The organism is Ruegeria sp. F12, assembly GCF_056533885.1.
In genome coordinates this window covers 18,526-44,368 of the sequence record NZ_JBQFOV010000015.1, presented here as the reverse complement: position 1 = coordinate 44,368, position 25,843 = coordinate 18,526, and the positions used below count along the sequence as shown (strand labels likewise).

The window sequence follows — 25,843 nt, the reverse complement described above, 5'->3', positions numbered from 1 at the left end:
CCAAATGAGTTGTTTACACTCAACAAGTACATGCTCGAAAAAAACGATCCAAAGACCGCTATAGATGACGTCAAACGGCTTTCGGTGACTGTCGAATGCCGCTCAGCGTGGCGAACAAGACCGGTATCAGGATCATTGTGAGCATCGTACCCACCGTCAAACCGCCCATGATCGTTACAGCAAGACCCACCCAAAACACGTCTGGCAGTAGCGGTATCACACCCAAAACTGTAGTGGCGGCGGCCAGTACGACAGGGCGCAGTCTTGAGGCTCCGGCATTCAAAACGGCGTCGTAGCCCGGCTGACCTTCGGCCAAGTTATCGTTGATCTGATCGATCAGAACGATTGCGTTTTTTATCATCATGCCCGCCAGGCTCATGCCCCCGAGCAATGCAACGAATCCAAACGGTGTGTTTGTAAGGAGCAGGCTCGGAACAATACCTATCAGCACAAAAGGTACTGTCAGGAAAATGACCAACGGTCTGCGGTATGAGTTAAATAGCCCAACGACAATCAGTGCCATGATCGAAAACGCGGGGATCATACCCGGAATCAAAGACGCTTGCGCAGACACTGTGTCCTCGTGCTCTCCACCCCATTCCATGCTGTAGCCCGGTGGCAAGTCAGCCTCCAGAGCTTCGAATTCGGCAAGAACTGCGGCGCGATAACTTGGCAGAGTTACGCTATCGATTGGATTGGCTTGCACAGTCAGAACACGGCGCCGGTCGCGACGATTGATCGTTGGATCTTCGGGCTGAATATTCACGCCGCGTACAACCTGTGCCAATGGGACAGGCTCAACAGAAAACGGTGACTGAAGTTGCAACAGTTCAAAGTTGTCGACGGCTGCCACATCTTCTGCGCCAGGCCGAACGATGATTGGCAGCAACTCGTCACCTTCGCGGTAGAGGCCGACCGAACGCCCGTCAAATGCTCGTTTTGTCGTGTTTCCAAGATCTTCATACGTGATACCGGTCCACCGTGCTCGGTCCTGGTCATAGTCTGGGACAGTTTTCAGGACACGGTTGCGCCAATCGGTGCGCGCCACTTTCGTCCATTGATGCTGATCCAGTATCGCAACTGCTCTGTCACCAATTTCGCGCAGAGTCTCAGGATCAGCATCCGATGGGCCGATGATGCGGTTCTCGAATGCCCAGGTGTTGCTGGGTCCCACACCGAATTGACGTGTGAAAGAGGTCGCCTCAGGCATGTTGGCTGATATCCAAAGCGATATCTCTTTGGTCATCTCGGGAATGTCGCGGTAATCCTCGACATTAACAATGACTTGCGCGTAGGACGGGTTGGTTCCCTCAGGGTCGACTGGCAGGTAGAAACGGGGCGGGCCAGCTCCGATAAAGCTGGCGATGCCGGTCACACGATCGTCCATTTCAACCTTTTCTTCGATCCGTGAGATCGCTTCTGACACGGCTTCAATCCGAGTTCCCTCGGGAGCGTAATAGTCGATCATGTATTTGGTCATCGACGAGGTCGGGAAGAACAGCTGTGTGACAGAGCCAAAACCAACCCCGGCAATGACCAAAGCACCCAAAGCCACCCCGATCGTCAGATAACGCACGCGGATCGCCGCAGCCAGAAAGCGGCGGTAAATCGCATAGAAACCGGTGTCAAAGGTCTCGCTTGCTCCACCTTTTGGCTCCGGTAGCATGGCAACGCATTGCAGTGGCGTAACCGTCATCGACAGCAACCAACTGACCAGCAGCGCGATCCCGACAACTGAGAAGAGTGTTCGGCAGTACTCCCCTGCGCTCTCGACAGATGCAAAGATCGGGTAGAAAGCCATGACCGCGACAAACGTGGCCCCAAGCAACGACATGGCAGGACGCGTTGCGGCTTCAATCGCAGCCTTTGCTCGGTCCATTCCTTGCGACATCCGTACCATCGCGCCGTCCGCTACGACGATCGAGTTGTCTACCATCATGCCGAGCGCAATGATCAATGCACCCAAGGACATGCGCTGAAGATCTATGCCCAGTGCTGCCAAGGGTATGAAGGTGGCAAGGATTGTTAGAATCAGCCCGCTGCCGATGATGATCCCCATCCGAACACCCATCGCCAAAGTTAAAACGACCAAGACAATTGCGACGGCTTGGGCAAGGCTCACCAGAAAACTGCTGACCGCAAGGTTTACGTCATCGGATTGCCAATGAACCCGTTCAACCTCGATGCCCATCGGCAGGCTAGCGATCAGTTCTGATACTCTCGCATCTACCGCCTCACCAACACTGACAACGTTGACCCCAGACTGGAAGGATATGGCCAACCCAATAGATGAAAGGCCATTATAGCGCATCATAGTTATCGGTGGGTCAATGTAGCCTTCTTTAACCTCAACGATGTCGCCCAGCCTTAGCAACTCTGGCCCACGACGTTGACCGCTTTGAGCCTGATCCAGACCACTCGGTCGGACGACTAGATCTGCGATGTCAGTTGGGCTTGTGAAGGTTCCGCTGGGCGCAATGCGCATGCGGTAGTCACCGACGTTTACCCGCCCTGCATCCACGATCGCATTCTGGGTCTGTAACGTGTTGAGAATTGTCTGAGCCGAGACTCCCAATGCGGCCAAGGCTTCTTCCCGTGTTTCCAGATAAATCACCCTGTCGCGTTCGCCCCAAAGATCGACGCGGCCGACACCGTCGATTAACGAGAGCTCTCGCTTGAAATCTTCGGCATACCCATCAAGCTCCTGAGCGGAGAACCCATCGGACGTCATCGCCAGCAGTAGACCGAAGACATCACCGAAATCATCGTTGATGGCAGGACGACCCGCGCCAGGGGGCAGGTCTGTTTCCACGTCTCTGACTTTCCGACGTAGTGTGTCCCAGATTTGCGGCAGCTGGTCCGACCAATAGTTCGGGCGAATTTCGACTTTAATCGTCGACACACCCGCCTTGCTTTCGCTCGAGATGTAATCAATCTCCTTTATTTCCTGAAGTTTCAGCTCGATCCGTTCTGTGACCTCCTGCTCAACTTCTTCAGGGCTGGCGCCAGGATAGAGGGTGGTCACAACCGCAGTCTTGATAGTGAACTCGGGGTCTTCTAGCTGCCCCAGACTAAAGAAAGCCGAAATGCCGCCCAACGTGAGCATGACAACCGTGAACCAAACGAATTTGGCGTTGCGGATTGAGAACGCCGCGAGACCCATTACTCTGTATCCTCGGAAAGTCGTGAAACCTTTTGGCCTTCTCGCAAAGAGTTCGCTCCGGCAGTGACGACCACATCACCAAATTCCAGACCTTCACTAACGGCCACCCCTTGCGACCGGGGCGTGCCAAGCGAAACCTTCCTTGCCGTTACGGTTTCTGAGCCGGCATCGAATACCCAGACATGCGGATCTGTTTCCCCTTCAGGCACGAAAACCGCGCTGGCAGGAACCATGATCGCATCAAATGGTTCGTGCCCCTCCTTTGGCTGGCCACGGACGCGCCCAGCCATACCCGGAAGAACAAGTGCGTCTTCCGGTTGATCCATAATCAAAGTGACGGGGAAGGTTCGGGTCGTCGCCGAAGCCTCTGATCCAATCTCGCTAATTTCCGCCGGTAGAACCACATCCCCCAGTGCGTCAAAAGTAACGGTGATGTCTTCAATGTGGGGGATCAGCGCGATGTATCGTTCGGGGATATCAATCACCACTTCGATGCGTTCTGCATCCAAAATGCGCAGCACCGGAGTCTGAGCGGCGACTTCTTCGAAATCTTCAATGTATTTGCCGACAACACGACCATCGAACGGTGCCGCCAAACTCGTATAGGTTAAATCCAGAGTGGCTCTGTCCAGAGCGCCTTGAACAGAATTGATGGCCGCCTGAGCGGATGTCTCGCCAGCGATAAATCGGTCGAGTGTAGCCTGAGCAGCAACGTCCTTTTCGACCAGCGATCGTTGCCGATCTGTTTGCAACTTGGCGTTCTCAAACGTTGCCTGTGCGCTTGCTAGTTCGGCGGTAAGCCGGTCTACTTCAGCCTGGTATGGAGCTGGATCCAAGGCTGCCATAATGGCGCCCTTCGTTACAAGGTCCCCAACCTGAACATCGACGCCAACAACATTGCCCGGTACGCGAAAGGCCAAAGAGACTTCGCGCGCAGCCCTGGCTGTTCCGACAAAATATCGGTCATGCAAACTGGAGAGGTCGGAAATCTCGATGGCTCTGACAGGTCGAATAAGTGTTTGGGTCGCATCTTCTTCCTTCTCCCAGCAGCCGGTAAGCAACACGAAGGCAAATAGCCAACCAAAAGTTCTCTTCATATCCCCCTCCCGTGCCGCCCGCGTTCCTCACTTCGTCGCTGTGAAGGTGGCCTAACTTGCGGATTTTGCGCCTAAAGCTGGCACAATTGTACGCGCTTACCAAACAAAGTCAAAAATACGAATTTGTTTAGTGGTGGCGGAGAGAAACCCGAGTACACTTTGGCAAACTGACAAGACAATTTATCAGTACGATGTCGCCTCGACGCTGCCGTTTGTCATATCGGTGGCACAGAAGGCCGTGTTTCGAGTTAGTGTAACTGCGTTAAAAGGTAAACGTGCGGAGGGCAATCTGTGATTGATAAAAGTCCAGGCCGTCGTCCGGACCTACGTGTGGAGCTGAAATGTCCCCCTTTCGCGAACCGCTGCCATTGCTGCTTATTAGCTAATGGCAGCTTTGTCCGCAAAGCAGCCGCTCATGCCGAGTGAAGCGAATAACCGCTTTGAGCCCATTTACTCGGGCCTAACCTTCAGAAACGCGGCAGCGATGGTATCAGCTGAACCCAATTCGGTAAGTCACACAAAACGCATAGAGTGCCATACGGTGACTGTTGGCTGCACTGAGCCCAAAGCGGAATGTTTTAACTTTTTGTCATGAAAAAAGTCAGTTCGGTGTTAGTTTGATACCGCGACATCCAATAGATGTATTCCATACTGGACAATCGAACTTAAGCCCAGCCCAATAATCTATGCCCTAGTCTAAACTGAGTCAGCTACTTACGGTGCCAAGATGCGGTTTTCTTCCCTCGCCCAGAAACTCTTGTCGTTAATAATCTGACTTTTTTGAGCCTCAATGTGTATTATTCTCGACATGAGATGCCTTGTACTCCTGTGGGACGGACAATGATTAAAGAAATAAAACCCATGCGCTTGCTTTCTGTACTTATTGTGATGGTTCTATTCACAACCGGAGCGGTTGCTCAGACAATCGAACGGATAACAAAAAATAACGAAATCCGCTTTGGTTTTCGAATAGATGCTGCGCCACTATCTTACGTCAACGACCAAGGTCGGCCGTTTGGCTTATCACCCTTAATTTGCGATCAGGTCGCACAGCGTCTTGCGAAGAAACTGGAATTGAATGAATTGAACGTCCAGTTCATTCCGGTCGACTCCAAGGATCGTTTCGACAAAGTTGCCTCGGGAGAAATAGATATGCTCTGTGGGGCTGCGACCATAACACTTTCCCGTCGCGAAGCTGTTGATTTCTCGCTTCCAATATATGTCGATGGCACGTCCATATTATTACCAATCGAAGCCGAGGGCACTATGAGTGCGCTGGCGGGGAAGAAGATTGGTATGAGAAGCAGCACGACAACAGAAGCATCCGTTCTCAATTCCTTTGAAGCGGAGGGTATCGAAGCAAATATGGTGCGGTTCGGTTCACACCCAGACGGTATCAAGGCGCTAAGAGACGGCGAAATCGATGCGTATTTTGCGGATCAGTCGATTTTGTTGGTCAACTACATTGCTGCCGGACTAAAGGGCAAATTCAAGTTGTCCCAAGAAATACTAACCATAGAAAAGCAAGGATTGGCGATACCGAAAGGAGACTATGATTTTCGATTGCTAATAGATCGCATTTTGTCAGAGATGTACGCTCAAGGCACAATGGAAGAGATTTTTCGCATTGCTTTGCCAGGGATCGAGCCCAGCGAAGCATTGAAGGCTCTTTATGTTATCGCCCCTACCAATCCTTGAGACGCATTGCATGAAACAGTTTTGCTAAGTGTCAATTGTCCTTTTGTAATTTATGCTGGTTTGTGCGCAAAGCGGAAGTTGGGACGAACTTCAGCGAAGGTACGCACCAAGACTAAAGGCGACGCTAGTTGTGGACGCAGCATCGGTTGATATGGCCGGAGAGCAGACGTTCTCTGCGGGTGCGCATTTCGAGTTGGGCATAACCTGAAGCATCCTTCCCAGCCAACATAATGACGTTTGACTAGGCGAACACGACCAAAAAGTCGAAGGGACCAATATAGGCGAGCGAAGCCTAAAAATGTTAAACTTGCGGCGGTTTTATTTAAACCGTTTCAGCTGGATTGCCTACACTGCTGCAAAGCAAGGGAGGACGTTATGAACGACGATGCTGAAATCTCTGGCGGTTACAGTAGCGATCCAGCCCGTTCCTACTCCCTGAAGGCAGAGGCCTATACGGATCACTCGTGGTTCGATGCGGATCTGAAATCGGTAATCGCTCGGACTTGGCAATGGGTTTGTCATGTTGAGAAGACCCGCGAGCCGGGCGCTTATTGCACCGTGGAAATCGCGGGCAATCCGATTGCGATTGTACGCGGCAAGGAAGGAATTCTGCGGGCCTTTTACAATGTCTGCAAGCACCGCGCGCATGAGCTTCTGTCAGGAGAAGGCAACACGACGCGGATCATGTGTCCCTATCATGCTTGGGTCTACAAGCTGGACGGGCAGTTGGCGCGCGCGCCGCATACTGAGAGCCTTGTTGATTTCAACCCGGGTGAAATTTGCCTTGATGAAGTGCAGGTCGAAGAATTCTGCGGCTTTGTTTTCGTTAACCTCGATCCGAATGCGCGACCCCTCGCTGAACAATCCGGGAACCTTGAAACGGAGGTGCGCCATTGGGCACCTGATGTGGATCAGCTGACATTCGGCCATCGGCTGACCTATGATATCAAGTCGAACTGGAAAAACGTCGTCGACAATTTCCTTGAGTGCTATCACTGCCCGACCGCGCACAAGGACTTCTGCGATCTGGTGGATATGGACACCTATAAGGTGACGACCCACGGTATTTATTCCAGCCATATGGCGGACGCGGGTCAAAACGCGAATAGCGCCTATGACGTTTCCAATGCGACAGTTAAGACTCATGCCGTTTGGTGGCTTTACCCGACAACGTGCCTGATGCGTTATCCCGGACGCTCCAGCATGATTGTGTTGAACATCATTCCCGTGGACCCGGATCGGACACTGGAAACCTACGACTTTTTCCTTGAAACGCCTGAGCCTGACGAGATGGAGTTAGATGCGATCCGATACTTGGACGAAGTGCTTCAGGTCGAAGACATCAACCTCGTGGAAAGTGTACAGCGTGGGATGAATACGCCGGCGTTCACGCAAGGGCGGATTGTTCATGATCCCGATGGCTCGGGCAAATCGGAACACGCGGTTCACCATTTCCACGGGCTTGTTCTGGACGCCTACGAAAAAGGTGCCGCGTGACGCGGCCGAATATTCTGGTGATCATGGCGGACCAACTGGCGCCGCATTTCACCGGGGCATACGGACATAAGATCGCCAAGACTCCGCATTTGGACGCGTTGGCTGCGCGCGGGATGCGCTTTGATGCAGCTTATTGCAACTCGCCGCTCTGCGCCCCGTCGCGCTTTGCCTTTATGTCAGGGCAGAACATCAGCCGGATTGCGGCATATGACAACGCGTCTGAATTCAAAGCGTCAGTGCCCACTTTTGCACATTATCTGAAATCGCTCAGCTATCGCACGTGCCTGTCCGGCAAGATGCACTTTGTCGGTCCCGATCAGATGCACGGGTTTGAGGATCGCGTGACCACCGATATCTACCCCGCGGACTTTGCCTGGACCCCGGATTGGGAAGCTCCTGACGAGCGGATCGATAAGTGGTATCACAACATGCAGACCGTTAAAGAAAGCGGTCTGGCGCATGCGACATTCCAGATCGATTTTGATGACGAGGTCGCTTTTGCCGCCAAACGCTGGCTGATCAATGCCGCAAGGGACAAGGCGCTCGGGCTGGATGCGCCTTTTGCTATGGTGGCGAGTTTCATCCATCCGCACGATCCGTATGTGGCGCGTCCCGAATGGTGGAACCTTTACTCCGATTATAACATCGACATGCCGGCGTTTGTGCCAAAGCTTGAGGATCAAGATCCGTTTTCTCGGCGTTTGCTGGACGGGATCGAAGCCTCGTATGTGCCCTTGACGGAAGAGGAAGTGTGCCGTGCCCGCCGGGCATATCTCGCCAACGTCAGCTATTTTGACAGCAAGATAGGTGAGCTTGTTCAGACCCTCGAGGAAATTGGAGAACTGGACAACACTATTGTCATAGTCACTGCTGATCACGGCGATATGCTGGGCGAGCGTGGCCTCTGGTACAAGATGAACTTCTTTGAACATTCAGCCCGGGTGCCCATGGTCATGGCCGGGCCGGGCGTTGCCGTCGGGACAGCGCGTAATGCTGTTTCGCTCGTGGATCTTTTGCCAACGTTTATCGAACTTGCCGGCGGCGACCTGTCAATGCTCGGTGAACCGATAGACGGGCGCAGTTTGGTCCCCTTGATGCGTGGCGAGGACGACCCGGTTGACGAAGCAATTGGTGAATACTGCGCAGAGATGACGGGCTATCCCGTGATAATGATCCGGCGCGGGGTGTTGAAATACATTCATTGCGACAGTGATCCAGCTCAGCTTTATGATCTCAGCGTAGATCCCTTGGAAATGCGCAATGTCGCGGCAGATGCGGAATATGCCGATGCGGCGTCACACTTTGCGGCGGAGGTTGCCTCGCGTTGGGATGGAAAAGCACTGCGCAAACAGATCATCGCAACGCAAAAATCTCGTCGGGCCCTGCACGCTGCGATGGAAGCAGGCGCAAGCGAAAGTTGGGACTACAACCCGCCGAGCGACGCCAGCCAGCAATACGTGCGAAACCATATGGATTGGACCGCAGCCGCAAATCGCTACCGCTATCCCCCTTTGAAGGACCAGAATTGATGAAGCTTGACGGAAAAATCGCGCTGGTGACTGGCGCACGCGGCGGCATAGGACGCGCGATCGTGGCGCGGTTCATAAAGGAAGGTGCGACGGTCTACGCTGCCGATCTCACACCCCATGGATCGCTCAATGCCCATGACGACGATGGCAGCATCTTTTTGAAACTTGATGTAACGCAAGAGGCCGATGCTATCGCCGCAATGCAAGCAGTGCGACGTGGACAGGGAAAACTGGATATTCTGGTGAACGCCGCAGGGATCGAAATCGAAAAGACCGTGGAGGAAACCACGCTTGAGGAATGGAATCAGAGCTTTGCTGTGAACTCGACGGGGACATTCCTGACTTCAAAATACGCACTGCCGCTGATGCGTGAAGCTGCGAAGTCGGGCAGCAGCGCTAGCCTGATCAATTTCGGTTCGTATGACGGGTTCATCGCCGATCCCGGCCTTGCTGCCTATTGCGCCACGAAGGGCGCGGTGCATGCGCTGACTCGCGCCATGGCTTGCGATCATGGTCCCGAAGGCATCCGCGTCAATGCGATCTGCCCAGGCTACATCGATACACCGATGCTACAGAGTTTTTTCAACGGTGATGGTTCTGGCGGGGGTGGCGGCAATATTGAAACACTGCAAAAGGCCGTGCGAGACGTGCATCCGATGCGCACCTATGGCACACCCACGGACATTGCCAATCTGGTTAATTGGCTGGCCTCAGATGAAGCGCGCTATGCCTCCGGTCAGCTTTGGGTGCTCGATGGCGGGCTGTCGGCGCAAGTTCAGCAGATGAAACTCTGATGCCAAAGTCCGTTATCATCACCTGCGCACCCACGGGCGGTATCCATACCCCTTCCATGTCGCCGCACCTGCCGGTTACCCCTGCTGAGATTGCCACCGCCAGCATTGAAGCCGCCCAAGCCGGTGCATCGATCATCCACCTGCACGCGCGCCATCCAGAGACTGGCAAACCTGATCCTCGTCCCGAACTGTTTGCTCAGTTTTTGCCGGTCATAAAGCAGTCTACTGACGCTGTGATAAACGTCTCGACAGGTGGCGGGCTGGGGATGTCGATGGATGACCGGCTTTTGGCGGCAACGTCTGCCAGCCCGGAGATGGCTAGCTTGAATATGGGGTCGATGAATTTTGGCATCTTCCCGATGCTGCAAAAGTACACCGAATTTCAATTCGACTGGGAACGCCCGTTTCTTGAGATGACCGAAGATTTCATCTTTCCCAACACGTTCAAAACGATCCGCTATGCGATCGAAAAGCTCGGCGGCGATCACGGCACCAAATTCGAGTTCGAATGCTATGACCTGGGCCACCTACACAACGTCAAATGGTTCGTAGATCAGGGCATTATCAAGCCGCCATTCTTTATTCAGATGGTCTTTGGCATCTTGGGCGGAGTTGCTGCGGATCCCGATCATCTGGCTCATATGCACAACACCGCTAACAAACTGTTTGGGCCCGAGAATTACGAATGGTCAGTGCTGGCGGCAGGGCGGCATCAGATGCCCTTTGCCACCCTAAGCGCGATGCGCGGCGGAAACCTGCGCGTCGGGCTGGAGGACAGCCTCTTTATCGGCAAAGGCGAGCTTGCGACGTCAAATGCGCAGCAGGTCATTCGCATCCGCAGCATCATCGAAAATCTAGGTCTGACAGTTGCTACTCCAGAAGAGGCGCGCGCGCGTCTGGCGCTAAAGGGCGGCGATCAGGTTGGGTTCTAGGGAGGGACCTATGCAAACGAAAATGCTGATAAACGGCGAGCTGGTCGAAGGCACAGGCGAGGCACTCGATGTCCTGAACCCAGCGACAGGCGAGGTGCTCGAGGCGGTACGCGAGGCAAGCCCGGAGCAGATTAAGGCGGCGACCCGCAGCTCTGCAGAAGCGTTTGACGCATTCGCGAGAACCCCTCCGGCAGAGCGCGCGGCGTTGCTGCTGCAGATCGCTGATGTGATCGAAGCGCATAGCCAAGAACTGGCCGAGCTGGAAAGCTTGGATGTCGGCAAACCGTGGCCATCTGCGCACGATGACGAGATGCCGCTGACCATCGACGTCTTTCGTTTCTTCGCAGGCGCTGCTCGCACCATGACGGGGTCTGCGACCGGCGAGTACGTTGCAGGCCACACATCCATGATCCGCCGTGATCCAGTCGGGCCTGTGGCTGCAATTGCGCCGTGGAACTATCCGTTGATGATGGCGTCATGGAAGCTGGCCGCGCCGGTTGCGACAGGCTGTCCTTTAGTACTGAAACCCTCTGAACTGACGCCGCTGTCTACGCTGCGTCTGGCGGAGCTATTACAGGATGTCCTTCCCAAGGGCGTGCTGAACGTGATCCACGGACGCGGCCCGTCCGTTGGTGACGCGTTGATCAACAGCCCAGAGATGGAGGCGATAACGATCACGGGGTCACCAGCTACCGGCATGGCGGCCATGCGCGCGGCTTCTCAGCAAATCCGTCACGTGCATCTTGAACTGGGAGGGAAGGCCCCGGTCATAGTATTCGAAGACGCAGATCTTGATGCCGTAGCCGAGACGATTCGATATGGCAGCTATTTCAACGCCGGTCAGGACTGCGCGCAACCCTGCCGCATCATGGTGGCTGATGGTGTTTATGACCAGATCGTAGCTGCAATTCAGGATCAGGTTGACCAGATCCAGATCGGTGCGCCTAAGGCCAAAGGCACGGAAATGGGGCCGCTTGTGTCCGCTTCTCAACGCGACCGTGTCGCTGGTTTTGTTAACCGCGCGCGCAACGCTGCGGAGATCGTCTCAGGCGGCGCCGCAGGCGACGGCGACGGATTCTTCTACAAGCCCACAGTCATCGCCAATGTAGACAACGACGCGGAGGTTGCCTGTAATGAAATCTTTGGTCCTGTTGTCACCGTTTCCCGGTTCTCGGATGCGGAAGAGGCATTGAAGATCGCAAATTCAGCCAGCTATGGTTTGGCATCCTCGGTTTGGACCCGCGATGTGGGACGCGCCATGAATATGACTTCTAAGCTGCGCTATGGTTTCACATGGGTGAACACCCACGGCGTTGCCACGCCCGAAATGCCGTGGGCCGCGATGAAAGGCTCGGGTACAGGCAGCGACATGTCAGTTTACGCCTTGGATGCCTATACCGCGATCCGGCACGTGATGGTGGCGCACTGATGCGGTTGGCGGGCAAGTGCGCTTTTGTGACGGGCGGCAGGCAAGGCATCGGCCGCGGTATCGTAGACGCGTTTTTGAGCGAGGGCGCGACCGTTACGACTTGCGGACGTGGGCCTCGACCCGGCGGACTGCCTGAAGATGTCGTTTGGCATGAGCTCAACGTGTCAGATCCTGCGGCAGTGAACATCATCGCCGAGGCGACGGACATTCTGGTCAACAATGCGGGTGTGCAGGTCGAGAAAACTGTGGTTGATACCACGGATGCCGACTGGGAACTGGTGATGGGCGTAAATGCACGTGGCGTTTTTAACTGCTGCCGCGCGTTTGTCCCGCTTATGCCCAAAGGCGGATCGATTATTAACATCGGCTCGATTTCTGGCAACGTCGCGGACCCGTCCATGGCGCTTTACAATGCGTCAAAAGCTTTCGTGCACGGGCTGACGCGTTCCATCGCCGTGGATCACGGACCAGACATTCGTTGCAACGCAATTTGTCCTGGCTGGATCGAAACCGGAATGCTCGATGCAGGGTTTGATCTTGCTGACGACCCTGCAAAAGCGAAGCAGGACGCACTGGCCCGTCACGCTGTTCGCCGGTTCGGTAAGCCTGACGATATTGCCGCCATGGCGGTTTGGTTGGCCTCGAACGAAGCTGCATTCGCGACAGGTCAGCTCTTTGTAATTGACGGCGGTATGACCGCTGCGTCACCGCTTTACCCGGGGCTTTTCTGATGGACGAGATTGTACATACAGCCGTCTTAGGTGCTGGCGTCATTGGCGCGAGTTGGACTGCGCTTTTTCTTGCAGCGGGGCGCTGCGTGACGGTGTTCGATCCTGATCCGAACGCGGAAACCAACGTGCGAAAGTACATTGAAAGGGCGTGGCCCGCCTTGGACGAATTAGGGCTAACCGCGCGCGCCACGCCTGACGCATTGCGCTTTGTTGCGCGCGCGGGTGAAGCGGTGCAAACTGCCCAGTTCGTGCAGGAAAACGTGCCAGAACGGCTGACGCTCAAACACGCAACCTACCGAGAGATAGAGCCCCTGCTGCAACCCGGCGTGATTGTCTCAAGCTCGACCTCCGGTCTGACGTTGGAGGCGTTACAAAAAGGTTGGAAAGACCCAAGCCCTTTAATCCTTGGTCACCCATTCAATCCACCGCACCTGATCCCCTTGGTCGAACTTACGGCTAACTCAGAAACAGGGGCGGGACTGTTAGACCGGACTGAAGCCTTCTACGTCGACATCGGCAAGGTGACCATCCGCATCAACAAGGGGATGCCAGGACATGTTGCCAACCGTCTGCAAGCGGCCATCTGGCGCGAGGCGGTACACATGGTTGTCAAAGGCGTGGCGAGCGTCGAAGACATCGACAAAGCCATGTGGGCCGGGCCGGGACTGCGATGGGCTGCCATGGGGCCGACAACCCTGTTTCACCTTGGTGCCGGTGAGGGCGGGTTACAGGGTTTTTGCGACCATTTCAAAGACACATTTAACGGATGGTGGGACGATCTGGGCGATCCACGACTAGACGACTATACCGTAAAACTGTTGGTCGACGGCATGGCTAAAGCATCCGAGGGCAAAACCACGGCGGAGCTATCCGCGAAGCGGGACAAAATGCTTACGGCGATGCAGATCGCGACGCGTCCGCATCGCTCTTGAGATCCGGCTTGTACATCGGCCAGGCGCGGAACTCGAAAGGGACGCGACCTTCGATCCGATCTGCGCTTGGTGTTAAACCGAACCGTTGATTATAGGCGCGGCTGAAATGAACCTGACTGTTGAACCCGGATGCGGCCGCGATCTCACTGAATTTCAATTCGGTTTGGGTAACCAGTCCGCGGGCCCGGTCCAAGCGAATGTCGCGATAATAGGCGACAGGTGATTTGTACACGTACTGATCGAACAATCGGCTGAGCTGACGTTGTGAGACATCCAGTCTTTCCGCGATCTCAGGTATCGACAGCGTCGTTTCGAGGTGGGCTTCCATTAAGTCGATTGCCGCTCGCACAACGCCAGACGTGACATAGCCCATTGGCTCGACGACTTTGGGGTTCTGCGAACGCCCTTCGCCTCGAACCTCGTGATGAAACAGATACCGCGCCGTCGCATTCGCAATGCTCTCGCCGGCCACCGCATGCACTAACCGCAGCCCCGCATCAGTAGACGCCGTGCCCCCGCAACACGTGAATATGCGGTCATCTTGCACGAACATATTCTCAGACACTTCCGTATCCGGGGCGATTTCGATGAATGCATCGATATGTTCGTAATGAACCGTCGCTGTCTTTCCCTTCAGCATACCTGCGTTTGCAAGTATGATCGCGCCTGTGTCCAATCCACCGATGATCGCGCCCGACCGCCACCACTTTTGAAACAAATTGCGAAGCTCGTGCGACGTGTAGCGCTCGGGCGTCCAGCTTGAACTAACAAGAACGAGCCAAGGGTTGCTTTCATTGACGTCTTTAACGGGGGTGGTTTCAATCAGCATCCCATTGCTGGCTTCGATCCCGCCGCCGTTTTCTGAGACAAGGGTCCACGAAAACTTATTTTTCCCTGACAAGTAGTTAGCCACGCGAAACGGATCAATGAACGACGTTGTCGCCGACGCATTGAAATGTGGAGTCACGAGAGCGATTATTTCATGCTGGGTTATGATTGGACTGGACATGTCTGATTTTGTCAAAACGCGTCTGAATTTGTCAAATGAACTGCGTTTATGTTGCGGCCGCAGCGAATGTCGCCTTGGGGGGCCGCATCTCTGCATCGACGGTAAATGCCAGATGTCAGCAACTGGTCGACAGCAGAAATTCCTGCACTTCATTTGACTATCCGCTTTATCCGCGAAACGGTCATTTGGGCAAACCGCAACTAACGACGGCAGCGAGCCCATTTTGACCGCCGCCGCGCGATGTCCCAATGACAGCAATGCGCAGAAAGCGGAATTTGCAAAGTGCAGCAGACTGTTCAAACCGGGCATTCCTTCCAATAGCAGCGTATACGGCTATGAGCAGGAAGCAGACTTCACTGTTGCGCACCAACAACTTGTGACCTGATTAAGCTTCTTCTGTATCGTTTGATTGATCTTCCTTGATCGGTAGGATGGGTAAACCTTCAAAACTAATCTGGGGTTAAAAATGTACAGGTATGTGCTGGCAACATTGGCTTTGTTTTGTGCAAGCTTACTTCATGCCGCTGGTATGGAGCGGTGGGGTAATTCCGGGGACTGGACAATCCTGATTGATCCCGAAAAGGGCAACGGCTGTCTCGCGTGGAAGCCCTTTGAAAACGACATGACCGTTGAAATTGGTGCAGCGCCCAATCAGGCTGGCGGCTTCTTTGCTGCCTTTAATCCGGCCTGGGTTCAAATCGAAGACGGTGCGACGGGCATCGTAAGGTTCGACTTTGGTGATGCGAAATTCGAAGGAGAAGCCGTGGGTGTCTACAAGAATGGAGTTCCCGGTGGCTACGCCTTTTTCGACAACCCGGCGTTTGTAACCGAGTTTGGAAAGCGCCAAAGCGTTACGATCATTGGCGAAAGCGGGGCCGAGGTTGAACTCGATCTCAGCGGATCTGCAAAAGCCATTGAGGCCGTTCTGGCGTGTCAGGCCGAGCAGCCGGAACCGCTGAAGAACTAGGGCGCGCCCGATTATTGCAATTGATTGATGTCCGGTACACATGGCTGCCTGTCGGCAGGCATGGCATCAGCGCCTTCCGGGGCCTTGTTTCTCGACCCACCCACATCCAGCTTGAACTTTGGTGAGGTAAGCTGGCCCGTCACATCAAAGGGCCAAGCGCTTCGGGATAGGGGTTTGCCAACGCGCCGCGGCTCCGCTCTTATTGCTATCGTATCGTTCAGCCAATCCAATTGCCCTTTTGCAACCAATTGAACCGATCCCGTTTCAATAACGATGGAGTTTGAGCTCACCCGCCCAGCTTGAATATCAACCGGGGCGACCACGCAAGTGATGTCGGTGTAGCCCTGTCTGAACTCTTCTGAAAACAGCCAGGGGAAAATGCCCAGCCCCGCCAGTTCCAATAGGCTGGTGCTGATATAGCCCTGCGACATCGACAAAGACGCATTGCCGCGCATGGAGTTGATGAAGGCCTTACCCGAGGTGATGCTGCCTGAAACGTTGAACTCTCCGCTCAAACGGCCATAAGCATCAATACCAATTCCCAATTCATCAAGGATCTCACCGAATTCCCATCCCGAGGTCGATCCCGACAAGGAAAGCCAATCGGGTGAGTCAATCAGATCCATGACCGCCCGAAGACTGAAGTTTCCGCCGCCATAGGCCATTTGAAGAGGACCAAAATCCACGGTTCCGTCTTTGGCAGACAACTGGCTTGAAACAGATGTTACGCCTTGCTGGCCTACAATCTCTTTGAAGTCTATCTGTACCTCGACGTCAGCTTCTCGCAGAACACGTTGCAGATCCAGAAGATCGGCAGGTTTCCCTTTCTCCTTTGGCAACACCAGGGGCTGAACGTCTGTTTCCTTCGGCAAAACCAAAGGCTGAACTTCGGCTTCAGGTTCTTTTGATGCCTCGCCTACCAGGCCTTTCAGTTGGTCCAGCACGGCGGTCAGGTTCTTAAGGTCGTTGAGATCGAGCGTCTCGCTCGTAATGTTGCCACGGACGACGGATGCACCTTCGGGAAACCGCGCATCCAAAGCCGCCAGAAGATCGGAAGACCCGGCTTTGAACCGGATTGCGGCATCAAAGTCTTCACCCTGCCTGGAGGTTTCAGCATCGATAGCTAACGCTCCGATTTCGACAGGTTGCAAGTTGAGCGCGGTCAGAAACTGGGCACCGTCGTCGACATCCAGTTTCACGTCGAAATCGAGACCGGCTAGCCCTTTTAGCTCATTGACAGAAAGTGCGAGATCGAGTGCCCAGAGATCAGTGTCGTAAGTAGTCGCGTTAAATCTGTTGAGTGAAACCGGCCCGCCCGCATTGGATATGTTGAAATCTGCTTTGATGCCGCCGAACTGGTCAACATAATCTTCATCGAGGTTAGGCAAAATCAACTTGGCGGGCCCGTTTAGCAAACCATCGAAAGTCACGTCCTGAAGCTGAAGCAGATCGAGGATTTCACCTTCGGCTTTCAGGACAGGCTCGTCAATTGGCCCGGCTTGTAGCGCGATTCCCAGCATGGCGAGCCGGCCATCTGGCATGCGGCGAATGCTTTCGATTGAGGCTGGGCCGATTACGTCTAACCCCTGGTCGAACGCATTGGTCTGGAACAGCAACTTCTCGAATTCGAAGGAAGCCAGGGATCCGACCATATGCATTTCAAAGCCAGTAAACTTCAGTTCTTGGATACTTTTTGCTGCTGGCGGCGGCTGTCCTTCCGGATGAAGCCGTGCGTTGAAAAGCAGATCAACGCCCTGAGCGGTGTAGAGGTCATCTATTGAACCTTCAGCTTCGAGTTTTTGTCCATCCTCCAGGCTTACGGTAGTTGTAAACGCCTCGATCTTCAGGCCGTCCTGAGACACGAGCTCAGCCTGCAACTGGCCATTCCCTTCCAAAACGCGTTCCAACCCAATGACATCTAGAAAATCACCGAATTCACCGGTGTCCATCTCCAACACAGCTCGATAGCCACCACCTTCGTCTTCCGTGAAGGGCTCGCCATCATAGCTCACGGTCATTTCTCCAAAACTCGCTCCCGTCTTAAATGGCGCGTCATGGGGGTAGTCGCCTTCGATTTCGAAACCCTGACCGTTGACGGAGCCGGAACCAGAGACCTTTGTTCTTTGTCCATTATCTACTTGTTCGAGCGCGAGTGACTGAAGGTCAAACACAAACGAGAAGCCCGAGACCTTGTCGTCGATGTTTAACCCGATTGACGTGAAACTGACGTTCTTGTCGCTCAGGAAGTTCAAGATCCCACTGCTTTCGGTGTCGCTTTCATCGATACTATCAGCGCTAGCGACGTCTTTTTGATCATCCGCTGATACAGGTTCCTCGGACACGGGCCTGGGTGTTGGCCTGCCTTTTCGCCAACTTGTCGTGCCGTCTGCGGCTGTAAGAAGATTTGCTTGGAGCCCTTCCACGACGAGATTGTCAAAATACAGACGACCGTTGGTCAAGGCGACAATGTCCAGCTCCAGTTCCAGCAGGTTCAACTCTACAAGAGGTGACTCCGGCATTGTCTGGCTCGGGATAACCACGCCACCGACGTGAATGTAACTCGTGCGGCCAAGCGCGACGCTTACATCATCGTTGACAAGAAGTGGCCGACCAATTTGTTCCGAAAGAACTCTTTCCACAAGGCCGCGCCGCGTGTCCGAGAACATCGGAGCGGCAAGCAACAACCAGACAAAAGCGACGGCAGCGAAGGCTAGAAATGCAACAAGCCCAACTATTCTTACGAGCCAAACCCTCATGTGCTCCCCTATTGCAGCTCACACTGCTTCGAATTTCCGCCAATTGGAAGTCACCAATCCTACTGGCAATTTAGCACACTCAGAATTGCGTATCTCTTTGAGAATGACGTGTTCATCGGTCCAAAGCTTCAAGTATTCGAGCATCTCGTTCGTATGGGTCCTCACGAAAATGTACGGCCCCATCTTCGACCCACGCAGTCCAATAGGTCAAAAGGACCGGCATGGGCTCGGGTAGGTTAACTCGCGTTGTCTTCCCGCTATCGAGAATGGATTGCATCTTTTGCCGGCTCCAGCCCGGCTCTCCCTCCATCAAAAGGCTGGCAAATTCGAACGGATACTCAAGACGCACGCAGCCGGAACTTAGGTTCCGCTCATTTCGGTCGAAAAGGCTGCGGTCGTTGGTATCATGCAAGTACACTGCGTATTTATTGGGAAACATGAACTTGACTAAACCTAACGCATTGTCTGGGCCCGGCTGCTGAACCAAAGTGACGCCGGGATTCTTTGCCCCCCAGTTCACAGCGTTGTCAGGAATTGTGTGACCGTCTTTGTTCCGAACTAAGTAGTTGTTGCGCGCCAGATAGGCAGGATCCTTGCGGATGCGCGAAAGCTTGTCTTTCCGAAAAATCGAGGCGGGAACGGTCCAAGTCGGATTGAATTCCATGTATTCAATCTCATCTCGGAACACTGGGGTTTTGCGGTAGGCTGAACCTGTGATTGATCGGGTGGTCCAAAGCGTCCCGCCAGATGTGACCAAGTAAGTACGAGCGCCTGCAATATTTACCAGCACGAACTCTTCGTCGATTTCCCGCATGAGCCAACGGCCTCGTTCCAGGCTGAGGCGCAACTTGTTTATGCGATCTTCGACAGGTTTGTTGAGAGACGCGAAAGTCTTACCACCAACGACGCCATCTGCCTCCAGGCCGTGACGATTTTGAAAGGTTTTTACCAGTTGCACCAAGTAATCGTCATAAACCCAAGCTGGATCTATGCCGTTTTGCCTGATTTCTGGAAATTCATCTGTTCCATCGTAGCCTTCTGTCGCTAGCCTTTTTCGCAGTTCGGCGACGGCAGGATCCACCATTTCCGGCTTCAGAACTGTTTCTTCGGGGACTTTGATCCAGCCTCCCTTTGATGCAATAGCTCTGTATTTGCGCAATGCATCAACGAGCATCGTATATTGCGCATTGTCGATATCGATGCGTTCAATCAAAGCGCTGAAGCCTTCACCTTGAAGAAATTGGTTCAATACAATTGAAGGGTCTTGTTGAATTACTGGTTTTGAGAAGTTCCAATCGTCGTCCAATGCGTTTGGATCGACTTTTCCAAAAACCAAATGATGCACGAGTTTTACTGCGGCGTCGGTTGCCAAAATGTCGAACAGGGCTTTATTTGAGGCATCGCCAGCCTGTGAGTCTTTGAAAGCGGATCGAAGCTCTTCTAGCTTGAAATCACTCGGCGTAAAGCCCTGATCAATTGCTCCATCCAACTCCTGAAATAGTTCGTCGACCAATTCAAAACTTGTCCAAGCTGGCGCAAATTCTCTGTCTGTATAGAAACGAGGAACAAGGATTCCTGCGTCCAAACTCTTACTGTTAGAATGTGTGCCACTCGCATTCGTATTTGACCGTAGCAGCGCTTCTATCTGCTCCGAGACTTGGTCTGCTGCGCCTAAATTGGGGCATGTCATCAGCGTTGCAGTCAGTACAGTTGCTACCGCTGATCTAAGAACTTTCACCGTCCCCTCCTAAACAGCCAATCTATATGTGGGTGCTTCGAAAAAGGATACTCCAACATTTTGTATAATCAAATCGTAATTTGTTGTTCTCAGGTTTTGCTGGCAAAGCGGACATACTTCACGGGCAAATCATCGACCATCTAGGTCGTGCCTTAACCGGCAAGGCGACGATCCAAACCAACGGCGACACGTTCGTGTAAACGCACTTAGGTTTTTGTAGCCCAAGTTCTTTCCAATCTTTGTTATGGAAAGGCGCCCCTCGGTCAACCATTGCTCCGCCTGACGCATTTTCGTGCTGCCTACGAGTTCTGCCCCTGTGGTGTCGTGTCTTGTAAGTTCTCTTTGCAGCGTTTTAGAATGCAAACCGATGAATTTTGCAAACCCGTCCAAGCCGGGCCATGCGGAGTAGTCAATCACAGAGAATAAGTAGGCCAAGTCGAGCACTTTTTGAATGGGACTGTCCGCTTCCGTCGCCTCGTTTCGTTCAAATTTTGATTGCTGCATCAACCAAAACGCGGGGAACGACATACTAACCTATTATTGCGTTCTTTTGTCTTGGGTTTTTTTGGCTAAATGGCGAAGTCGAATGAACACTGAACGGACGGCGGCAAATATGTAATCGCACTGCTGGCTGCGACCGAATGCACAATCAGATCCGATTTGGCGAAGGTCAGGTATTTGAGAACTAGGGGTTGGCATGTGTTTGTTCCTTGTGTGACGTGAACACTGTGCCTTCGCAGGCGGGCGAATACTTGAAGAGAGCATCCAGATTTTCTTGAGAAAAATTAGGCCTTCTCGGATTGCCCACATTGAGTCATGCTTAGTCTATGAAGGTCACTTTCGGAGATTGCGCGGTCGATACTGATCGGCAGATGTTTTGGAAGTCAGGTAAATCCGTACGTCCTGAGCCGCAGGTTTTCGGCGTGTTGGAATACTTCTTGCGGAATCCAGAAATAGTGGTCTCGCGCGACGATCTTGTCGAAAATGTCTGGGATGGCAGGATTGTCTCAGATTCAACTATTTCAACCAGGATCAATGCGGTCAGACGGGCCATCGGCGACAACGATCGTGCGAACCGCATGCTCGAAACGCTGAGTAAGCGGGGGTATCGGTTCTCTGTTGAAGTCTCCAGCGTCGCGCGGACAAGCCCTGATACACCTAAACCACGCTCTGATCGCCAGATCAGCAAAGCTGCTCGATCCGCGGATGGCACTGTCATCGCCTACGCTACTAGCGGCGAAGGTCCACCTTTGATGAGGGCCGGGCAATTCCTGACGCATCTGAATATGGATTGGGAGAGTGAAGTCAGGCGACCGACGCTTGATCGCATTGGCGCACATTTTTCTCTTACGCGATACGATCAGAGGGGGACCGGGCTTTCGGGAGCCTCCGCGACGGACTTCACGCTTAAACGGCTGGTCGAAGACATGCTTGCTGTGGCCGACGACGCTGGACTCGAACGCTTTCCGATCTGGGCGACTTCACAGGGGGTGCCTGTGTCGCTGGCATTCGCGGCCGCCTATCCTGAGCGCGTAAGCCGAATGGTTCTGTACGGTGGTTTTGTTCAGGGCCGCGCCGTCCGTGAGCCCGAACCCAACTCTGTTCAGGCGGATACCTTTCTTGACCTCATATCAGAAGGTTGGGGCAAGCCAAGCGGTGCATTTGGCAAGGCTTATGCGACGTTATTTATGCCCGAAGCATCGGCGGTACAGATTGATGATATGTGCAAGATGCAGTTGGCCTCTGCATCACCGGACACAGCGATCGAACTCAGGCGTTCGATAGACACCTTCGACGTATCAAACATCCTCGACCAAGTACGGGTGCCGGTCCTCGTAGTTCACACAACTGAAGACTCCGTCAATCCAGTAAGCCAATCTAGCTTGCTGGCCTCTTTGCTGCGAGATGCACAGTTGAGAATCGTGGAAGGTAGAAATCACGTACCTCTGCCAGGAACAGACGCATGGGAAACGATTATGCATGTATCGCTCGATTTCCTAAGGTCTGCTTAGTCCGCAAGCCAGGCATCGGCTTGACATCTCTGAACGTCCGCTTCGTGCCCATTTTTCCAAATGCTGCGCCATGTGCGAATGGCCGCTTCGAAGCAGAATGTCAAATGACCAGAAGTACTCTACGTCCCTGACAACAACACGGCCGTCATCGCGTGACCTAATAACGCTCTTAAGGCATCGTCATGTTCTGCAGATAGTGCATCAGCATCCACCGAAACACGACCAACGAACATTCCTGAGACGATGCTGAGTAACATTCCAGCCTTTTGATCAGCGTTGTTACCGCCGATCAAAGCAGCAAGTTGCTCGACCATCGGGTTACCGAGCTTGTTGCGAATAACGTCATGCGCTTCCTCGGAACCGGAAGACTTGATAGCTACGACCATAGGGTCAAAGCCACCCGTTGGATCAGCTTTGCCCAAGGCGATGTCAGCCAATGCCTCAACCATCTCATTAGGTGACAGGCCGTGAAGAGGGGCAAGATCAATACATTCTTCCATGACAGCTTCGAATAAGCCGATCTTCGAGCCAAAGTAACGATTGATGAGCGCGGCATTGCACCCGGCATCCGACGCGATATTGCGTGTGCTCGCCGCATTATACCCCGTCCGCTGAAATTCTGTTCGCGCTGCATCAAGCAGAGCGTTTTTGGTTGCGGATGGATTGCGCTGCTTGGCGCTGGACATCTTTGGCTGGTTCAATGCATTACTCAAGTAATCACCTGTTGACTTATCTTTACCCATCATTGTAATCACCTGATTACAACTTATGCCAACCAATTCCAAGCGAGGCTGCAAGATGCCCGATGAGATTCATATTATCGATCATAGTGATCGTGTAGAAAGCCTGTTTGCCCCTCACCGCGACATCATTGGCGACGATTACCCGGCATATCGGGGTCACGTGTATCGTGTGATCACCTATGCAATGCACTTTCTTGATGGCGACGAAAAAGCAAGACCTTTGGTCGAAACCGCATTTGTTTACCACGACCTTGGCCTCTGGACAGAGAACGAGCTTGCTTATCTGGAACCATCTGAAGAGCATGCCTTGGCAGACAACGAGAAATATGGCTGGGGGTTTGATCCTCAATTGCTGCGGAATGCGATCCACTGGCATCACAAGGTTTTCCCTTACCGCGGCCCAAACCAGCGTATCGTAGAAGCCGTTCGCAAGGGCGATTGGGTCGATGCGACCGATGGTAAAATTCGCAAAGGTTTGACGCGGGCGCAAGTTAAGGCCGTGCAAGATGCAATCCCGAACTATGGTTTTGGCGACGTCTTGCAAAGGCTTGCCGGGGATCTGGGAGGCAACAAGCTAAGCGGCAACCTCCGCGTCCTACGTCATGTGTTCAAGTGGTAGTTGAAGGCAGTCATTGGCGCAGCCGCAGCGAAAGTTCGCTTCGTCCGCATAGCGGTCATTCGCGATATTTCAGCCAACGTCCGCTCGATGTGAGAAGCAGTCATTCACGGTAGGAACTTTAAAATTTTTGTCCTGAACGGCTGCTTTACGCCTCTTGTCAGTCATCTGAGAAAAACACTCAGATGACTGCGTTGAGCCCAAATCGGAAGTTCAAAAGAGCATCTTTAATGACCCTCAGTAGCCGGTGGACGCAGATGCTGGTATTCAGAGGATTGGGTAGTTCTATGAGGTCATAAATGCAGCGATCATTTGCCTTAGTCTCAACACTCCTTTTTTCAATATCCACGACGGCGGCTAGTGCAACGGAAGACATCCGACTCGTTGTTCAAATCACAATTGATGGACTGCGCGGAGACTTGATTTCTCGTTATGAGGCCGCCTTCGGCGAAGCTGGTTTCAAAAGGCTTTTGGAAAGCGGCGTCTGGTACACCGACGCTCATCATCGTCACGCCAACACCGAAACCATTGTTGGCCACGCGACGCTCGCTACAGGAGCCCATCCCTCTGATCATGGAATGATTGGCAATGCCTGGTTCAACAGGGCTGAAGAGCGATTGGGATACAATATTGAAGATCCGGACTACCCGATGTTGCCGGTTCCAGGCTTCGGTGGAAACGTTGATCAAGTCGACCCGACACAAGCCGCTGCTGTGACATCGGGCCGTTCTCCCGTTAACTTGTTGGCGACGACGTTTGGAGACGAACTGGTGAAAGCCAATGCCGGTCGATCAAAAGTTTTTTCCGTATCTGGTAAAGACCGTTCGGCGGTTGCAATGGCAGGGCATTCTGGAAAAGCTTTATGGCTGTCGGCGGCTACAGGGGCATTTGAAACAAGTGCTTTTTATTATGACGCGTATCCCGATTGGGTTCTCGACTGGAACTCTAAACGCGCCGCAGATGCTAAGATCGAAAGTGAGTGGTGGCCGGAGTGTTCTGACGCGCCTTACCTAATGGAAAGAAAGGAACGCTCCTTTGTAACCAACCTTGGCACATTCGGTCGCACTTTCCCTCATTTCTATGGGAAGCCGGAAGACGGGCTCTACTACACGCAGGTTTTATTGTCGCCTCATGGGGATCGGATCACGGCCGACTTTGCAAAAACTGTTGTCAAAGAGGAGGGGCTTGGTGACGATAAATGGCCGGATTACCTAAGCATCAGTTTTTCAGGTGTAGACGCAACCAACCATTTCTTCGGACCATCCAGCCTAGAAAATGAAGAAATGGTGCGCTGTTTGGATGAGACATTGGCTGATTTCTTTGAGTTCATGGATCGAGAGGTTGGACGAGCGAATGTGCTTTATGTGCTTTCCGCCGATCATGGCATGCCGGAAGCGCCAGAAGAGATGGCCGAAGCCGGGCTTTCGACATTCCGTAACTCCACCGAAGCATTGATGATAGATGTGAATTCGGTCATCGCCGATGAGTTCGGAGTGGAATCCGCAATACAGTTCTTTTTTCGTCCTTACGTATATCTGGACAATGCCGCCATTGAAGCGTCAGGCGCCGACAGGCGTGTTATCGAGCGACGCATCGTCGAAAACTTGATGGCTGCACCGGGCATTGAGCTTGCGATGCCAACTGAACCGTTTCCTGAACAACGAGGGCATACCCTTGAGGAGCAGATCCGGCGAAACTATCACCCAACACGTTCTGGCGACATTTATGTTGTTCAGACACCTTATTCATTTCTCTTCGAGGAAGGTCCAATTGCCGTAATGCACGGATCGCCTTGGCGCTACGACACGCATGTTCCAATCATTTTCGCTGGTCCAGGTATCAAGCCAACTCGCGTCAGTCGTCCCGTTTCCACGGTGGACGTGGCCGTCACACTGAGCACTATTTTAGGTATCAGCCAGCCTAGCAGCGCTGCGGGTGAAACATTGAGCGAGATTGACGTTCCAGATCCATAAGCGGTCTTCTCTTTTCGTCGGGTGACCAACGGCAATGCGTATTGGTGGAAAAAAACACCGATCTGTGATATCGTATGGGGGATGGTTCAATGCTGAGTGCGACATGGTTTGCAATTCCGTCCCTAAGCAAGTCACCCATATTCCAGATTTCTTTGCCCTTGCCACCTGTCCATTTTGCCGCGATCAGCAGGTAGTTTCCCACCGTGATTTAAAGAGCAAGGGCAGGC

19 protein-coding genes are annotated in these 25,843 nt (G+C 53.3%); 12 read left to right on the top strand and 7 right to left on the bottom strand.

Annotated features, from left to right (window positions below):
* Positions 1-70 precede the first annotated feature (70 nt).
* Together ACR0CA_RS17555 and ACR0CA_RS17550 are read right to left on the bottom strand one after the other, a co-directional pair.
* Positions 71-3,163 (bottom strand): efflux RND transporter permease subunit, encoded by a 3,093-nt coding sequence (locus ACR0CA_RS17555; protein WP_480900417.1) that lies wholly within the window; start codon positions 3,161-3,163, stop codon positions 71-73.
* On the bottom strand, positions 3,163-4,260 hold the full coding sequence (locus ACR0CA_RS17550) for an efflux RND transporter periplasmic adaptor subunit (protein WP_170791580.1): 1,098 nt from the start codon (positions 4,258-4,260) through the stop codon (positions 3,163-3,165). Before ACR0CA_RS17550 ends, ACR0CA_RS17555 begins: the two co-directional genes overlap by 1 nt.
* 840 nt (positions 4,261-5,100) lie before the next feature.
* Between ACR0CA_RS17550 and ACR0CA_RS17545 the strand changes: the two genes are divergently transcribed.
* The 8 genes from ACR0CA_RS17545 (at position 5,101) to ACR0CA_RS17510 (ending at position 13,802) form a co-directional block, all read left to right on the top strand.
* A complete protein-coding gene (locus tag ACR0CA_RS17545; RefSeq protein WP_170791581.1) occupies positions 5,101-5,958 on the top strand; it encodes an amino acid ABC transporter substrate-binding protein in 858 nt (285 codons plus the stop codon).
* Between the two features lie 375 nt (positions 5,959-6,333).
* On the top strand, positions 6,334-7,455 hold the full coding sequence (locus ACR0CA_RS17540; protein ID WP_170770738.1) for an aromatic ring-hydroxylating oxygenase subunit alpha: 1,122 nt from the start codon (positions 6,334-6,336) through the stop codon (positions 7,453-7,455).
* Positions 7,452-8,984: a choline-sulfatase gene (gene betC, locus ACR0CA_RS17535; protein WP_480900414.1), complete on the top strand. Its 1,533-nt coding sequence runs from the start codon at positions 7,452-7,454 to the stop codon at positions 8,982-8,984. Before ACR0CA_RS17540 ends, betC begins: the two co-directional genes overlap by 4 nt.
* Positions 8,984-9,778 carry an SDR family NAD(P)-dependent oxidoreductase gene (locus tag ACR0CA_RS17530; RefSeq protein WP_170785380.1) on the top strand — a complete coding sequence of 265 codons (795 nt, stop codon included), beginning with the start codon at positions 8,984-8,986 and terminating at the stop codon, positions 9,776-9,778. Before betC ends, ACR0CA_RS17530 begins: the two co-directional genes overlap by 1 nt.
* A complete protein-coding gene (gene kce, locus ACR0CA_RS17525) occupies positions 9,778-10,710 on the top strand; it encodes a 3,5-dioxohexanoate:acetyl-CoA acetone transferase (protein ID WP_480900411.1) in 933 nt (310 codons plus the stop codon). Before ACR0CA_RS17530 ends, kce begins: the two co-directional genes overlap by 1 nt.
* Before the next feature lie 10 nt (positions 10,711-10,720).
* Entirely contained in the window at positions 10,721-12,139 is a 1,419-nt protein-coding gene (locus tag ACR0CA_RS17520) for an aminobutyraldehyde dehydrogenase (RefSeq protein WP_170785376.1), read from the top strand.
* Positions 12,139-12,870, top strand: a complete 732-nt coding sequence (locus tag ACR0CA_RS17515; protein WP_170770728.1) for an SDR family NAD(P)-dependent oxidoreductase — start codon at positions 12,139-12,141, stop codon at positions 12,868-12,870. Before ACR0CA_RS17520 ends, ACR0CA_RS17515 begins: the two co-directional genes overlap by 1 nt.
* Positions 12,870-13,802, top strand: coding sequence for a 3-hydroxyacyl-CoA dehydrogenase NAD-binding domain-containing protein (locus ACR0CA_RS17510; protein WP_480900408.1), 933 nt, complete (start codon positions 12,870-12,872; stop codon positions 13,800-13,802). The genes ACR0CA_RS17515 and ACR0CA_RS17510 overlap by 1 nt, the downstream gene beginning before the upstream one ends.
* Here ACR0CA_RS17510 and ACR0CA_RS17505 read toward each other — a convergent pair.
* Positions 13,762-14,811 carry a GlxA family transcriptional regulator gene (locus ACR0CA_RS17505; RefSeq protein ID WP_480900406.1) on the bottom strand — a complete coding sequence of 350 codons (1,050 nt, stop codon included), beginning with the start codon at positions 14,809-14,811 and terminating at the stop codon, positions 13,762-13,764. The genes ACR0CA_RS17510 and ACR0CA_RS17505 overlap by 41 nt on opposite strands.
* A 622-nt stretch (positions 14,812-15,433) precedes the next feature.
* Between ACR0CA_RS17505 and ACR0CA_RS17500 the strand changes: the two genes are divergently transcribed.
* Positions 15,434-15,778 (top strand): hypothetical protein, encoded by a 345-nt coding sequence (locus tag ACR0CA_RS17500; RefSeq protein WP_237218079.1) that lies wholly within the window; start codon positions 15,434-15,436, stop codon positions 15,776-15,778.
* 11 nt (positions 15,779-15,789) lie between these two features.
* Here the strand turns inward: ACR0CA_RS17500 and ACR0CA_RS17495 are convergent, their stop codons facing one another.
* The 3 genes from ACR0CA_RS17495 to ACR0CA_RS17485 all read right to left on the bottom strand — a co-directional run bounded on the left by ACR0CA_RS17495 (position 15,790) and on the right by ACR0CA_RS17485 (position 20,776).
* Positions 15,790-18,534: an AsmA family protein gene (locus ACR0CA_RS17495; protein WP_480900404.1), complete on the bottom strand. Its 2,745-nt coding sequence runs from the start codon at positions 18,532-18,534 to the stop codon at positions 15,790-15,792.
* A gap of 112 nt (positions 18,535-18,646) precedes the next feature.
* Complete coding sequence (locus ACR0CA_RS17490; protein ID WP_480900402.1) at positions 18,647-20,272, bottom strand: L,D-transpeptidase family protein; 1,626 nt, start codon at positions 20,270-20,272, stop codon at positions 18,647-18,649.
* A gap of 129 nt (positions 20,273-20,401) precedes the next feature.
* On the bottom strand, positions 20,402-20,776 hold the full coding sequence (locus ACR0CA_RS17485) for a helix-turn-helix domain-containing protein (protein WP_480900474.1): 375 nt from the start codon (positions 20,774-20,776) through the stop codon (positions 20,402-20,404).
* 323 nt (positions 20,777-21,099) lie between these two features.
* Between ACR0CA_RS17485 and ACR0CA_RS17480 the strand changes: the two genes are divergently transcribed.
* Positions 21,100-22,284 (top strand): alpha/beta hydrolase, encoded by a 1,185-nt coding sequence (locus tag ACR0CA_RS17480; RefSeq protein WP_480900400.1) that lies wholly within the window; start codon positions 21,100-21,102, stop codon positions 22,282-22,284.
* 119 nt (positions 22,285-22,403) lie between these two features.
* On the opposite strand, the gene ACR0CA_RS17475 is transcribed toward ACR0CA_RS17480, so the two are convergent.
* Entirely contained in the window at positions 22,404-23,030 is a 627-nt protein-coding gene (locus ACR0CA_RS17475; RefSeq protein ID WP_480552583.1) for a TetR/AcrR family transcriptional regulator, read from the bottom strand.
* A gap of 52 nt (positions 23,031-23,082) precedes the next feature.
* On the opposite strand from ACR0CA_RS17475, the gene ACR0CA_RS17470 reads away from it, so the two are divergent.
* Together ACR0CA_RS17470 and ACR0CA_RS17465 are read left to right on the top strand one after the other, a co-directional pair.
* On the top strand, positions 23,083-23,646 hold the full coding sequence (locus ACR0CA_RS17470) for a hypothetical protein (RefSeq protein WP_480900398.1): 564 nt from the start codon (positions 23,083-23,085) through the stop codon (positions 23,644-23,646).
* A 296-nt stretch (positions 23,647-23,942) separates the two neighbouring features.
* A complete protein-coding gene (locus ACR0CA_RS17465) occupies positions 23,943-25,616 on the top strand; it encodes an alkaline phosphatase family protein (RefSeq protein WP_480900396.1) in 1,674 nt (557 codons plus the stop codon).
* Positions 25,617-25,843: the final 227 nt, after the last annotated feature.